The 13,882-nt window shown below is 70.1% G+C and carries 10 protein-coding genes; 8 read left to right on the forward strand and 2 right to left on the reverse strand.

The genetic code is table 11. The features are described 5' to 3' along the window. Positions 1–2: 2 nt before the first annotated feature. Both kdpA and B9N97_RS11565 read right to left on the reverse strand, forming a co-directional pair. Positions 3–1,712: a potassium-transporting ATPase subunit KdpA gene (gene kdpA / locus B9N97_RS11560; protein WP_085086425.1), complete on the reverse strand. Its 1,710-nt coding sequence runs from the start codon at positions 1,710–1,712 to the stop codon at positions 3–5. 13 nt (positions 1,713–1,725) lie between these two features. After that, positions 1,726–1,815, reverse strand: a complete 90-nt coding sequence (locus tag B9N97_RS11565; protein WP_085086427.1) for a K(+)-transporting ATPase subunit F — start codon at positions 1,813–1,815, stop codon at positions 1,726–1,728. Between the two features lie 403 nt (positions 1,816–2,218). On the opposite strand from B9N97_RS11565, the gene B9N97_RS11570 reads away from it, so the two are divergent. The 8 genes from B9N97_RS11570 (at position 2,219) to B9N97_RS11605 (ending at position 13,794) form a co-directional block, all read left to right on the forward strand. Then, the gene (locus B9N97_RS11570; RefSeq protein WP_085086429.1) at positions 2,219–2,605 is read left to right on the forward strand and encodes a response regulator; all 387 of its coding nucleotides are present in this window, start codon (positions 2,219–2,221) and stop codon (positions 2,603–2,605) included. A 77-nt stretch (positions 2,606–2,682) separates the two neighbouring features. Beyond that, the gene (locus B9N97_RS11575) at positions 2,683–3,609 is read left to right on the forward strand and encodes an NAD-dependent epimerase/dehydratase family protein (protein WP_085086431.1); all 927 of its coding nucleotides are present in this window, start codon (positions 2,683–2,685) and stop codon (positions 3,607–3,609) included. A gap of 33 nt (positions 3,610–3,642) precedes the next feature. Then, positions 3,643–4,533: an endo alpha-1,4 polygalactosaminidase gene (locus B9N97_RS11580; protein ID WP_244560676.1), complete on the forward strand. Its 891-nt coding sequence runs from the start codon at positions 3,643–3,645 to the stop codon at positions 4,531–4,533. A 244-nt stretch (positions 4,534–4,777) separates the two neighbouring features. Further along, entirely contained in the window at positions 4,778–6,970 is a 2,193-nt protein-coding gene (locus B9N97_RS11585; RefSeq protein ID WP_244560677.1) for a polysaccharide deacetylase family protein, read from the forward strand. Positions 6,971–6,977: 7 nt separating this feature from the next. After that, positions 6,978–9,956: a tetratricopeptide repeat protein gene (locus tag B9N97_RS11590; RefSeq protein WP_085086437.1), complete on the forward strand. Its 2,979-nt coding sequence runs from the start codon at positions 6,978–6,980 to the stop codon at positions 9,954–9,956. Between the two features lie 184 nt (positions 9,957–10,140). Then, the gene (locus B9N97_RS11595) at positions 10,141–11,676 is read left to right on the forward strand and encodes a tetratricopeptide repeat protein (protein WP_085086439.1); all 1,536 of its coding nucleotides are present in this window, start codon (positions 10,141–10,143) and stop codon (positions 11,674–11,676) included. A gap of 41 nt (positions 11,677–11,717) precedes the next feature. Continuing rightward, positions 11,718–12,350 carry a hypothetical protein gene (locus tag B9N97_RS11600; protein ID WP_085086441.1) on the forward strand — a complete coding sequence of 211 codons (633 nt, stop codon included), beginning with the start codon at positions 11,718–11,720 and terminating at the stop codon, positions 12,348–12,350. Between the two features lie 13 nt (positions 12,351–12,363). Further along, positions 12,364–13,794 carry a GAF domain-containing protein gene (locus B9N97_RS11605; RefSeq protein WP_085086443.1) on the forward strand — a complete coding sequence of 477 codons (1,431 nt, stop codon included), beginning with the start codon at positions 12,364–12,366 and terminating at the stop codon, positions 13,792–13,794. Positions 13,795–13,882 lie beyond the last annotated feature (88 nt).

The following is a 13,882-nucleotide window of genomic DNA, read 5'->3' on the forward strand; positions in this document are numbered from 1 at the left end:
CCTCAGAAGAAGGTCCCGGTGCCGAGCATCAGATGCTCCACCACCGGCCCCAGCGCCAGCGCCGGGAAGAAGGTCAGTCCGCCGACGATCAGCACGATGCCGACCAGCAGCCCGATGAACAGCCCGCCATGGGTCGGAAAGGTACCGGCCGACGCCGGGACCGCCCGCTTGCCCGCCAGCCCGCCGGCGATCGCCAGCACCGGCAGGATCACCAGGAAGCGGCCGAGCAGCATGGCGAGCGCGATGGTGGTGTTGTGGTACAGGCTGTTGGCGCCGAAGCCGGCGAAGGCCGACCCGTTGTTGCCGGTGCCGGAGCTGTAGGCGTACAGCACCTCGCTCAGCCCATGCGGCCCCGGATCCTGGATGCCGGCGAGCCCGGCCGGCAGCACCAGCGTCAGCGCCGAGAACCCAAGGACGCCCAGCGGCAGCGTCAGCGTGGCGAGCATCGCCAGCTTGATCTCCTTCGCTTCGATCTTCTTGCCGAGATATTCCGGCGTGCGGCCGACCATCAGGCCGGCGATGAAGACGGCGAGCAGGACGAAGATCAGCATGCCGTACAGCCCGGCGCCGACCCCGCCGAACACCACCTCGCCCAGCATCATGTTGACCATCGGCACCATGCCGCCCAACGGCATGAAGCTGTCATGCATGGCGTTGACCGACCCGTTGGAGGCGGCGGTCGTCGCCACCGCCCACAGCACCGAATTGACGATGCCGAAGCGGACCTCCTTGCCCTCCATGTTCCCTGCGGCGGGATCGAACCCGGCGGCGATGGCGGCCGGATTGCCCTGCAGCTCCGCCCAATAAGCGACGCCGAGGCCCGCGAGGAACAGGATGCCCATGGCGGCGAAGATCGCCCAGCCCTGGCGCCGGTCGCCGACCATCCGGCCGAAGGTGTCGGTCAGCCCGGCGGCGAGCAGCAGCAGGAAAATCATCTCGACGAAGTTCGCCAGCGGCGTCGGGTTCTCGTACGGATGGGCGGAATTGACGGAGAAGAACCCGCCGCCGTTGGACCCCAGCTGCTTGATCGCCTCCTGCGAGGCGACCGGCCCTTGGGCGATCACCTGCCGGCCCCCCTCCACCGTATGGGCGACGGTATAGCTGTCCAGATTCTGCGGCACGCCCTGGCTGACCAGGACCAGCGCGGTGACGATGCTGATGGGCAGCAGGACATAGAGCGTGGCGCGCGTCATATCGACATAGAAGTTGCCGACCGTGCGGGCAGACCGCCGCGCGAATCCGCGGATCAGCGCCACCAGCACGGCGATGCCGGTCGCCGCCGACACGAAGTTCTGCACCGTCAGCCCGGCCATCTGGCTCAGGTAGCTCAGCGTGCTCTCGCCGCCATAGGCCTGCCAGTTGGTGTTGGTCATGAAGCTGACGGCGGTGTTGAAGGCGAGGTCCGGCAGCACCGGCGCCATCCCGGCCGGGTTCAGCGGCAGCCAGGACTGCGCACGCAGCAGCGCGTACAGCAGCAGGAATCCCAGCAGGTTGAAGGCCAGCATGGCAAGCGCGTAGGCCGTCCAATGCTGTTCCTGGTCTGGTCGGATGCCGCACAGCCGGTAGATGCCCCGTTCGACCGGGCCGAGAACGCGGTCGAGCAGGACCCGCTCGCCGCTGAAGACGCGGGCCATATAGCCCCCGGCGACCGGCGTCAGCGCGACCAGCAGCACGCAGAAGACGATGATTTGAAGGATGTCCGCTGTGTCCATCGGAAAATTCTCCTCAGAACCGCTCGGGACGGATCAGGGCGTAGCCGAGGTAGCCGAGCAGCCCCACGGCCACCAGCCCGCCCAGGATGAGATCGAAAGTCATGGTCCCTCTGCCTTTCCCGCTCACAGCCGGTCGAAGGCGCGGACGGCGGCGGCGCTCAGCCCGAAAAAAGCCAGCGCCACGGCCAGGAATAGAATGTCGAGCACGCGGTTGCCCTCCCTTGTTGCGCGTGCCCCTTCAATTGCGCAGGGCTGCGTAAAGGGTCGATGCGGATTTCCGGCCCCGGCATAAAGATCCTGTAAAGAAATCTCGCATATCGGTTCTTGTAGATGGCCCCGGAGTCCGGCTGTCCCGCCGCGCCTTCGGCCGGCTTGACCGCGTCGATCGAAAGCGTTACACAGCAAAAAATGCGTGAATACCGGTGGGGATGTGCAGCGTAGGGTCGCGTGTCGCGCCATACCCGCCGCCGGCCATGCCGCTCACGCCACAATGGTCGGATGGCGAGATGGTGGACACGGTCGAAAAGACGCGGACGATCCTGGTGGTCGAGGACAATGTGCTGATGCGCAAGCTGTTCGTCCGCTGCCTGGAGGAAGGCGGCTTCACCGTCGTCGAGGCGTCCGACGCCTTGTCGGTGCTGGACCTGATGCGCGACATGGCGCCCGATCTGGTGGTGATGGACATCGTCATGCCCGGTCTGTCCGGGCTGGAGCTGATCCGCCAGATCCGCGCCGATGCCGATCTCGCCGCCACGACGGTCATTGCCGTCACCAACCTCGCGACGCCCGCCGACAAGCGCCGGCTGGCCGAGGCCGGCTTCGACGGCCATGTGTCCAAGCCGATCAAGCCCAAGGAATTCCAGGCAGCGGTCGCCGGTTTCCTCGGCACCTGAGCCGCGGATTCTGATCCGGCGGCCCTGACTTCGCGTATCACCAAAAATCACAAGGCAAAGGCGGAGGAGCCGCGGGGATGGCGCGTTATCTTGTTACCGGCGGCTGCGGCTTCATCGGCTCGCACCTGATCGAGCGGCTGCTGGCGGCCGGACACGAGGTGCGGGTGCTCGACGACCTGTCGACCGGCAAGCGCGAGAACCTGCCGGACGGCGTGGCGGTCACCGTCGGCGATGTGGCCGATCCTGCCGCGGTGGAGGGAGCGATGGCCGGCGTTGACGGCTGCTTCCATCTGGCCGCAGTCGCTTCCGTTGACCGCTCGCGCGAAGCGTGGCTGGAAACCCACCATGCCAACCTGTCCGGCACCATCGCCGTCTTCGACGCCGCCCGCCGCGCCAACCCGGCCGGTCCCGTCCCGGTGGTCTACGCCTCCTCCGCCGCCGTCTATGGCGACAACCCCAACATGCCGCTGACCGAGGATGCGGCGACCCGCCCGCTGTCGGCCTATGGCGCCGACAAGCTGGGCTGCGAGCTGCATGCGCGGGTGGCTGATGGCGTCCACGGCGTGCCCACCGCCGGTTTCCGCTTCTTCAACGTCTATGGCCCGCGCCAGGACCCGAAGTCGCCCTATTCCGGCGTCATCTCCATCTTCGCCGGCAAGATCGCCCGGGGGGAGTCGATCACCATCAACGGCGACGGCGAGCAGGTGCGGGATTTTATTTTTGTAAAGGATCTGGTGCGATACCTGACCGCGGCGATGGGACATCCGCAGTCCGGCGCGCCCGTCTACAACGTCTGCACCGGCCGTCCGACCTCGGTCAACCGGCTGGCGGAGGTTCTGGCGGAGCTGTCGGGCCGGCTGCTCGACCGGCGCCATGGTCCGGCGCGGCCGGGCGACATCCGGGTGTCGATCGGCGATCCGTCGCGACTGGTCGCCGCCTTCGGGATGAGCTGCGACACGCCGCTGGAGGACGGGCTGCGCCAGACGCTGGCGTGGCTTGGCTGAGCAAGAGAGCGTTGAGCAAAGGATAGGGGTGGCGTGACCGGTGGTTTGATCGGGCGGCGGGCTGTCGCCGGAGGGCTGATGTCGGGTGCGGCGCTGCTGGCGCTGCCCAACAGGCCCCTGCAGGCCGCCGATGCCGGCCAAATTACCGCTGCATCCGATCCCTGGGCGGTCTATTACGCCGACGCGGCCCCGCTGTCGGCCTTCCAGCCCTACCGGCTTCTGGTGCTGGACAGCAGGACCCGTCCGCCGCTGTCGCCGCTGGCCGACCGCGGCAAGATTCTGCTCGGCTATCTCAGCGTGGGGGAGGTGGAGACGCACCGCCCCTGGTTCGACCGGGTGAAGGGCTGGGGAATCCTCGACCAGGAAAACCCCAACTGGCCCGGCAGCTTCTATGTCGACCTGCGCGACCGCCGCTGGGTCAAGCTGGTGGTGGAGGAACTGGTCCCCGCCATCCTGCGCCAGGGTTTCCACGGCGTCTTCCTCGACACGCTCGACAACCCGCCGCATCTGGAACGCACCGACGCCAAGCGCTGGCGCGGCATGACCGACGCCGCGGCGGCGCTGGTGCGCGCCATCCGCCGCAACTGGCCCGACATCGGCCTGATGCAGAACCGCGGCTACGAAATCCTGCCGCAGACCGCCCCGCTGCTGTCCCATGTGCTGGGCGAGAGCGTCTATGCCGGCTGGGACTTCGCCGCCAAACGCCCACACCGCCAGAGCGCCGAGGATTACCGGTTCCAGGTGGAGGCGCTGAAGGTCGCCGGGGCGCTGAATCCGCGGCTGTCCATCCATACCCTGGATTACTGGGATCCTACCGACGCGGCTGGCGTCAGGGCGATCTACGACCTGCAGCGCGCCAACGGCTTCTCCCCCTACGTCTCGACGGTCGAACTCGACCGCCTGATCCCGGAGCCGCCGCGGTGAGGGGCTTTATACAACGCATGACGAGATCCCCTCTCCCCCCGGGGAGAGGGTTATGGTGAGGGGGTCGCGCGGCGTGGATTCTCGGAATAGGCACGCTGTGCATCCCCCTCACCCCGACCCTCTCCCCGGGGGGGAGAGGGAGATCTTCCCGGGTTGGAGCAAGTGCGCATTAAAGGCAGCAGCCCTCGCCCTCGGCCTGCTCCTGCCCGCCATGGTCCTTCCCGCCCTCGCCGCCAGTTCGCCCGTGCCAGCCGCCACGGCCCAGCAGACGGTGCCGCGCACCATCCTGGCGCTGGTCGACCTGCGCGAGGAAAGCACGATCCGCCTCAGCCGCATCCACACGATGGTGGAACTGCCGCTGAACCATCTCGGCCTGTCGGTCGTCTACTGGAACGTCGCCGACGGGCTGCCCGACCTGTCGCGCTATCCCGACCTGCGCGGCGTCGTCACCTGGTTCGCGGGGGAGCCTTTCACCGACGTCGGCGCCTACATCGCCTGGGCCGGCAAAGCGATGGACCGCGGCGTCCGTTTCGCCGTGCTTGGCCAGTCGGGGGTGCGGCTGGAGCGCGGCGGCAAGCCGGTGCCGCTGGCGCTGTCCAACCGCTTCTTCGCCCGCTTCGGGCTGCGCGACGACGACGGCTATTCCGACCTGACCTACAAATCCAAGCCGGTCCTGGCCGACGGGATGATCGGCTTCGAACGGCCGCTATCGGGGGTGCTGCCGGGCTATCCGCTGTTCCGCAAGACCGACGGGCGCTTCGCCTCCCATCTGGTGATGCGGCGCGGCGACGACCCGGCGAGCGACAGCCATCTGGTGGTCACCGGCCCGGCCGGCGGTCTGGTGACCGATGGCTACAGCCGCTATTTCGACGCCGAGTTCAACCGCCGGCAATGGATCGTCGATCCCTTCGCCTTCTTCCGCGACAGCTTCGCCACCGACGACCTGCCGAAGCCCGACGTCACCACCCTGTCGGGCCGGCGCATCTATTTCAGCCACATCGACGGCGACGGCTGGCGCAACGTGACGGAGGTGGCCCCCTATGCCGCCCGCCGCGTGCTGTCCGCCGACATGGTGCGCACCGCCGCCATCGAGCCGTTTCCCGACCTGCCGGTCAGCGTCGCCCCCATCGTCGGCGACCTCGACCCGACCTGGAAAGGCACGCCGGAGTCGCTGGAAGCCGCGAAGAAGCTGTTCGCCCTGCCGCAGGTGGAGCCCTCCAGCCACACCTGGACCCACCCCTTCCAATGGTCCTTCTTCAAGGATTACAGCCGGCAGAACGAGGCGCCCTTCCTCAACCGCGACAGCAGCTACCGCCCCGGCAAGGCCGACGAGCATGCGGCGGAGGAGGCGGGGGAGGTGTCGGACATCGGCCGTTACGCCGTACCGCGCGCCTATCTGCAGCAGCCCTTCGACCTCGATCAGGAGATCGCCGGCGCGCTGGATTACTTCACCCGGCTGGCCCCGGCCGGAAAGCGGGCGGTGCTGGTGCAATGGTCGGGCGACACCTCGCCGTTCGAGGCGGCGCTGGCCGCGGTGCGCAAGGCGGGCGGGGTCAACATCAACGGCGGCGACGCCCGTTTCGACGCCGATTTTCCTTCCATCACCGGCCTGCCGCCCATCGGCCTGCCGGTGGGGGCGGAGCGTCAGATCTACGCCGCCGGCAGCAACGAGAACACCTATACCGAGCTGTGGACCGGCCGCTTCTACGGCTACCGCAATCTGATCAACACGATGCGGCACGCCGGCAGCCCGATCCGGCTGAAGCCCTTCAACGTCTACTACCACATGTATAGCGGCCAGAAGGCGGCCAGCCTGAACGCGCTGGTTTCGGTGCTGACCGCCGCCCGCGGGCAGGAACTGGCGCCGGTCGCCGCCTCCACCTACGCCCGCATCGCCGAGGGCTTCTACACCACCCGGTTCGAGCCGTTAGAGGGTGGATCGGACGGCGGGCGGCGCTGGCGCGTGCGTGACCGCGGGGCGCTGAACACGCTGCGCTTCGACCATGCCAGCACTAGCGCGGTCGATTTCGCCCGGTCCAGCGGCGTGCTGGGCCAGCGCCACAGCCAGGGCGGCCTCTATGTCGCGCTCGACCCGGCGGCGGCGGAGCCGGTGGTGGCGCTGACGGAGACCGACCGCGCCGACCGCGACCCGCTCGCAGCTACGCCCTATCTGGTCCAGGGGCGCTGGACCTTTTCCGCCCTTGCCGCGGACGGGCAGGGCTTCCGCGTCGCCGCCACCGGCTATGGCGAGGGCGCGATGGTCTGGCATGTGCCGCGCCCCGGCCGCTGGACGATCACGGCGGAGCGCGACGGAAGCCGGCTGTGGTCGGGCAGCGCCGATGCGGATGCAGACGGCCGGCTGGCGCTGACGGTGCCGGTGTCCGCCATCGCGCCGCTGCTGCTGCGGCTTCGCCCGGCCGAAGCCACGGCGGGGTAGGGCGGCGATGCGCGCGAACATCCTCGTCGTCCTGCTGGTGCTGCTCGTGGGCATCGGCGCCAGCCTGCTGCTGATCCCGCACAGCGGCGAGCTTGCGCTGCAGAAGTTCCGCGATCGTGATTATGACAGCGCCCGCGCGGTCTACGAGCAGCGCTACGCCGCCGGCGACCGCAGCGGCACCACGGTGATGCCGCTGACCCGGCTGTCGCTGGCCCAGGGCGACGTCGACCGCGCCATCGCCCTGACCGAGGAATTCGTCGCTGCCGAGCCGTCTTCCGTCGAGGCGCGGGAGTTGCTGAACCGCCTCTACCAGGATGCGCAGCGTCCCGGCGACTATCTGGAAAACCTGAAGGCCCTGGCGGAGCTGCGCCACAGCGCCGACCTGTTCCGCGACCTCGCCTATGCCGCCGGCTTCCGCAACCGCATGGCGCTGAAGGTTGAGGCGCTGGCCCGCTACTGCGCCCTGCGTCCCGAGGATGCCGAGGCTCCGCAGGAACTGGCGGCGCTGCTGGCGGCGCGCGGCGACCATGCCGGCGCGGTGGACTGGCTCCTGCGCGCCGACGACCGCGCCAAGGGCGAGATGCAGCCCGACAGCCGCGAATTGCTGATGAGCCTTCTGATCGACCTCGACCGCGAGGAGGAGGCGTTCGACCGCGCCCGGCGCTGGCTGGGCGAGAACCCCACAGTTGCCGACATGATCGGTCTGGCCAGCCAGCTTGCCGCGGCGTCCCGCCCCGACCTCGCCCTGCGGCTGATCGAACCGCAGGTGAAGGGGCGCAATCCTGTGCTGGCGCTGGAGTGGACCTACATCGACCTGTTGATCGCCGCCGACCGCCGGGAGGAGGCGCGGACCCGCCTGTCGGCGCTGCCCGGCCCGGTCGAGGATGTCCAGTTCGGCCGGCTGATGGCGCTGGAGGTGAATGCCGGCATGCTCCCTGCGGCGCTGACGGCGACCAAGGGGCGCGACCTGCATCTGGTTCCCGGCTGGGTTCTCGCCGGGTTGGCGGAAGGCGCATTGCGCGACGGCGACCGCAGCTTTCCCGACCGTCTCTATCGCGAGTTGGGCGACGAATTCCTGGACGATTACCCGCTGCTGGCCGCCAACATCGCGCTCGGCCGCGGCGACCCAGCCGCCGCGGCGGGCTGGGCGGAGCGCGGCCTTGCCGGCGGCGCGCTCACTCCCGGCGACCAGTTGGCGGCCATCCGCATCCTCGACCGTGCCGGGCGCCATGGCGCGGCAATCGCCGCCTTCGGCCGGCTGCCGCTATCCGGCGCCATTCCCGACGAGCAGTTGGAGGAGCTTGCCGCCCTGTTCATCGACCTCGACCGCGCCCCGGCCGGGCTTTCCTGGTTCGAGACGCGGAGGCAGGCCACGCCGTCGCCGGCCGCCGCGCAGGGCTGGGCGCGCTTGGCCGCCAAGGCCGGCGATCCCGCCGCCGTCGCCGCGTGGCTGGCCGGACAGCCCAAGCTGCCGCTCGGCCTGTTGCAGGACATCGCCGGCAGCGCCGCCGAACGTGTCGCCGACTCTCCCGCCGCGGCGGCGCTGGCCCTTGCCGCCTCGCAGTGCGCCTTTGCGCTCGACCCGTCGCCGCGCAGCCGTCTGGCCCTCGCCAACGCCCTGACCGCCACCGGCAAGCCGGCGGAGGCGCTGCCGCTGCTGTCCCCCCTGCTTGCCGACGGCGGCACGGAGGTGGAGGCCGCCTATATCGCCGCCCTGGCCGGCGCCGGCCGCTCGGAGGAGCTGACCCGTCACCTGACCGTCAAGCTGGCGAAGGGCAACCTGTCCGATGCCGAACAGCAGGCCATCGTCACCATGCTGCTGGACCACAAGGCCTACCGCGCGGCGCTGCCCCTGCTGCGCGGCTGGGCGGAGAGCCAGGGCGGTGACTGGCTCGGTGTGTATGCCGATGCGGCGGCCAAGGCCAACGCGCTGCCCGACCTCGCCGCCCTGCTGCAGAGCCGGGTCGCTGCCGCCCCGCTGGCCGAGGCGGAGGAAGCGCTCTACCGCGACACGCTGACGAAACTGGGCCGCAAGGCCGAGCTGCGCCGCTATCTGCTGGCGCGCGCCACCGACGACCGTCTGCCTGCCGACAAACGGCGGGAACCGGTCTCCGCCCTGCTGGCGCTCGGCGACAAAACGGGGGCGGAGCAGGTTCTGCAGCGGCTGGCGGCGGGGCAGGGTCCGCAGAGCGAGGATTTCCGGCAGCTCGCCTATCTCTGGGGACCGCGCCCGCCTGCCGTCGGCCTGGACTGGATCGAGGCGCGGGCCAAGGCGGCGTCCAGCCCGGCCGAGCAGGCGGCATGGTATGACCGTCTCGCCGAGTATGGCGGCGGGCGCCGCGTCATCGCCGGGCTCGGCGGCCAAGGCGCCGCCCCGGCCCAGCCGGCGCTGAAAACCCCCTACATCGAGGCGCTGGCCGCGGCCGGCAAGGGCAAGGAACTGGCCCAGGCCCTGCGCACCGCCGTGCCCGAGGAATCCGCCCCCGACCGTTTGCGCCGCTACGCCCGCCTCGCCGAGCAGACCGGGCAGCGCGCCGCCGCCGCCCAGGCCTGGACCGCCCTGCTGGCGCGCAAGCCCGAGGATGCCGATGCGCTGCGCCAGCTCGGCATGCTGGCCTATGACGAGAACCGCCTGGCCGACGCCGAACGGCTGCTGCGCCGCTATGTCGCGACCGGCCCCGACGATTACGAGGCCTATTATTTCCTGGGAGAGGCGCTGACCGCGCTGAAACGCCCGACCGCGGCGGTTCCCTTCTACCGCACCGCCCTGTCCCAGCTGCGCCACCGTGCCGGCCGCGGCGACGCGGCGGTCCAGACGGAGGCCAATCTGCTGAACCGGCTGGGCAAGGTCGACGACGCCGTCGCGCTGTTCGAGACCTTGCGCAAGCGCCGCCCGGCCGACCGCCAACTGAGGGCCGACTACGCCTCGATGCTGATCGAAAACGGACGACTGCCGGAGGCCCGCCGTGTCCTGGCCCTTCCGTGATCGCTTGCGCGCCTTTGCGGAGGATATCCCTCTCCCGTCCCGGGAGAGGGAGGGGACCCGCGCCGAAGGCGCGGGGAGGGTGAGGGGGATTCCAAGAATCCTGAAGCGCATGGCTCCTTGCATCACCCCTCACCCTTCCCAAGCTTCGCTTGGGCCCCTTCCCTCTCCCGGGGCGGGAGAGGGAGTGATACGGCTCGCCCTCCTAACCCTCCTCCTCGCCGCCACCCCCGCCCACGCCCAAACCGCTGTCCAACTGGAAGCCGTGCGCGAGGACCGCGCCGCCCGCTTCGCCCTGCATTGGCCCGGCCTGGTCGCCACCGAAAGCCAGCGCGACGGCCGCGAGCTGGTCCTGCGCTTCGACCGCCCGCTCGGCGACGTCGCGCTCGACCGCGTGCCGGAGCGGCTGGAGTCCTGGGTCGACAACATCCTCTACGGCTACGACAGCGTCGTCCTGGTGCTCGCCACCGGCGTCGAGGCGACGGTCGCGACCGATCCCACCGGCCTCACCGTCGCCCTGACCCGCGCCCCCGCCGCCGGCCCCAACCGCGAGGCCCAGGCTGCCGACCGTGCCGCCCGCCGGCGTCTGGACTATTTCCGCGCGCTGGCGCTGATGGAGGGCGGCGACGTCCGCCCGGCGCGGAGCCTGTTGCGCGACCTGCTGGAACAGGACCCCAGCGACGCCCAGTCCACCGCCCTGCTGGCCCAGGCGGAGGAGCGGCTCGGCCGCTGGCGCGAGGCGATCCGGGCCTATGATACGGCGCTGGAGCTGACGCCCGACGAACCCTCCCTGGTGCAGGGCAAGGCGCTGCTGCTGCACGAGAATGCGGACCACAGCCGCCTCGACCTCGACTGGCAGAAGGTCCGCAACGCCGACATGCAGCGCATCGCCCGCTTCAGCGGCGTGCAGGACCTCGGCCGCTCCACCGCCTTCACCTGGAGCGTCGAGCGCCGCGAGGTCGACGTTGACGCCGCGCGCCGCGAAGACGGCCGGCTGGAGGCGTTCCACGGCGCCCGCTCCCGTCTGGAGGCGGCGCTGGTCCATGACTGGCCTGAGGCGGAGCGCTCTACCCTGTCGTTCTACGCCGCGCCGCGGACGCTGGGCGCCGGCTACACCCACGGCTGGCGCGGCGAGGAAACGGAGACCCGCGCCGGCTTCGCCTGGAGCGAGCCGAGCTTCGCCTTCCTTGAGGGCATCGTCGACGGCGGCCGCCGCGACCGCCTGTTCTTCCAGCATGAGGACCGGCTGTCCGACCGCTGGTTCCTGTCGCTGGGCGCCGGCTACAACCGCTATGGCCTTGCCGGCGAGGCCGATCTGGCGCGCAGCGCCACGGTGGAGGGATCGCTGCGCTACACGCTGAACGCCGCCGGGCCGCTGACCAGCGTCGCCTATGTGCTGGACGCCGAATATGTCGCCCACCGCGAGGAGCGGCAGGATTCGCTAGGCCAGCCTTATGTCCCGCTGCCGGCGGCGACGCGTGAGGTTCATGCGCTGCAGCTCAGCGCAGAGGACTATCTGACCGACTATGTCCGCTATGCGGCGCAAGTCGGCTACGCCTATGACCGGCGGGGCCGCAGCGGGCCGCAAGGATCGTTGTCCATCGGCTGGGAGCCCGCGGACAATATGGAGCTGAATTTCCGCGCCAGCCATGCCCGCTCCACCTCGCGCGGCACGGCCAGCGCGGTGAACAGCGCCGGCGTCAGTCTGGTCTGGCGTTATTGACGGTGTGTCAACACTTTATGGTTAAAAAAGGTGGAATTGCGATGCGGCGAAAGGGTGCGGGAATGATGGGCAAGGGTGTTCGGGCCGGTGGGGCGCTGCTGGCGGCGGGGCTGCTGCTGGCGGGCTGCAGCTTCGGCCGGATCAACAGCCGCGACTTCGCCCAGCCGGGCGCCGTGCTGCCGGCCGGCTCGACCGTCGCCGTCCTGCCCTTCGAGAATCTGACCAACCACCCCAACGCCGGCCAGATCGCCGCCGACATCGTCTCCACCGAGCTTTACGGCGTCGAGGGCCTCCGCAGCATGGATGCGGCCCGCGTCCGCAGCCGCCTGTCCGCCGCCAAGCCCACCGGCGACGCCAGCGCCACCGCCGTGACCGATACGCCGGCCGATACCGTCCCGCTCGACGCCCAGGCCGCCGGCCGGACGCTGGGGGTGGACGCGGTGCTGACCGGCAGTGTGTCCGAATATGGTTACCAGCATGGCCTGCGCGAGGAGCCGGTGGTCGGCCTGAATGCCCGGCTGGTCCGCAGCTCCGACGGCGCCGTTCTCTGGACCTCCAGCCAGTCGGAGGCCGGGCGCGGCTATTTCAGCCGCGACAGCGTCAACAACGTTGCCCAGCGCGTGGTGACGCGGATGATCGACAGCCTGCGGCCGGTGGTCGCCGGCGATCGCTGAGGCCCGGACCCGCATGACCAGCCCGCCGAGCCCTGCCTCCGCCGACGGCGCCTCCCCCCGCCGCTGGTTCGGCCTGCGGCCGGTCGCGCTGCTGGAACTGCTGCTGTTCTTCGGCGTGGCGCTGGGGCTGGACGGCTGGCTGGGCTCCGGGATGCGCTTCGACGGGGTGCAGCCGCATCCCTTCTGGATCCCGGTCCTGCTGCTGGCGATCCAGTACGGCACCAGCGAGGGCGTGCTGGCGGCGCTGGTGGCGTCGGTGGCGCTGCGGTTCGGCAACATGCCGGATGCCGGCATCGACCAGGACCTCTACGACCATCTCTTCACCCTGACGCGCGAGCCCATCCTGTGGCTGGTCGCCGCCGTTCTGTTCGGCGAACTGCGCATGCGCCAGCTGCGCGAGCGCGAGGAACTGCGCGCCGGCCTTGCCGCCGCCCGCCAGGAGGCGGAGGCCATCGCCCGCTCCTACCGCGCGCTGAAATCGGTGAAGGAAAGCCTTGAGACCCGCGTCGCCGGCCAGCTGCGCACCGTCTTCACCCTCTATCAGGCCGCCAAGTCCATCGACCATCTGGACGAGGGGGAGGTGATGCTGGGCGTCGCCGACCTCGTCCGCACCGTCATGAAGCCGGAGAAATTCTCGCTGTTCCTGCTGAACAACGACGTGCTGGAATCGGTGACGAACGAGGGGTGGGACGACGACCACGACAGCTATGCCCGCTGGTTCGACAGCGGCACCCCGCTGTTCCAGACCGTGATCGCCCGCCAGCGGCAGCTCTGCGTCAACCGGGTGGAGGACGAGCGCATCCTGGCCGGCGAGGGCGTGCTGGCCGGGCCGCTGGTCAGCAGCGACACCGGCGAGGTGGTCGGCATGGTGAAGGTGGAAAGCCTGGGCTTCACCGATCTCAGCGTCAACACGGTCGAGAATTTCCGCATCCTGTGCGAATGGATCGGCACCGCGCTGGCCAAGGCGCGCCAGTTCCGCACCGCCAACGAACAGCGGGTCTTCACCGACGACGCGCTCTATTCCTCCAGCTACATCGGCCGGCAGGCGGAGTTCCTGGCCCTGCTCGGTCGCCGCATGGGGTTCGAGACGACGGCCATCACCATCCGCCCCACCGGCCTGTCCCGCCTGTCGGTCGGCCAGCGCGCCGACCTTGCCGCCGCCATCGGCACGGCGGTGCGTGGCAGCCTGCGCGACACCGACCTCGCCTGCGACTTCGGCCAGCAGGGCGCCTCCTTCGGCGTGATCCTGGCCGGCACGCCGCTGGAGGGCGCCAAGCTGGTGGAGGCGAAGCTGGAACGCGCGGTGCGCCGGGAGCTGCCCGACGGGCTGTCCAGCATCCCCATCAGCTTCGTCACCCGCCGGGTCGAGCCGCCTGAGCCTGCACCGACTCCCTCTCCCGCCCCGGGAGAGGGAAGGGGCCCATGCGAAGCATGGGAAGGGTGAGGGGTGATCCAAGAAGCCATGCGGTTCGGGAATCTTGCCTTGCCCCTCACCCTCCCCACTTCGTGGGTCCCCTCCCTCTCCCGGGACG

Source organism: Azospirillum oryzae (genome assembly GCF_900177515.1).
Taxonomy (GTDB): domain Bacteria; phylum Pseudomonadota; class Alphaproteobacteria; order Azospirillales; family Azospirillaceae; genus Azospirillum; species Azospirillum oryzae_A.

Bases quoted from the DNA above. Each gene is read 5' to 3' on its own strand.
- kdpA (WP_085086425.1), bottom strand. From the start codon at position 1,712: ATGGACACAGCGGACATCCTTCAAATCATCGTCTTCTGCGTGCTGCTG.
- B9N97_RS11565 (WP_085086427.1), bottom strand. From the start codon at position 1,815: ATGACTTTCGATCTCATCCTGGGCGGGCTGGTGGCCGTGGGGCTGCTC.
- B9N97_RS11570 (WP_085086429.1), top strand. From the start codon at position 2,219: ATGGTGGACACGGTCGAAAAGACGCGGACGATCCTGGTGGTCGAGGAC.
- B9N97_RS11575 (WP_085086431.1), top strand. From the start codon at position 2,683: ATGGCGCGTTATCTTGTTACCGGCGGCTGCGGCTTCATCGGCTCGCAC.
- B9N97_RS11590 (WP_085086437.1), top strand. From the start codon at position 6,978: ATGCGCGCGAACATCCTCGTCGTCCTGCTGGTGCTGCTCGTGGGCATC.
- B9N97_RS11600 (WP_085086441.1), top strand. From the start codon at position 11,718: ATGCGGCGAAAGGGTGCGGGAATGATGGGCAAGGGTGTTCGGGCCGGT.
- B9N97_RS11605 (WP_085086443.1), top strand. From the start codon at position 12,364: ATGACCAGCCCGCCGAGCCCTGCCTCCGCCGACGGCGCCTCCCCCCGC.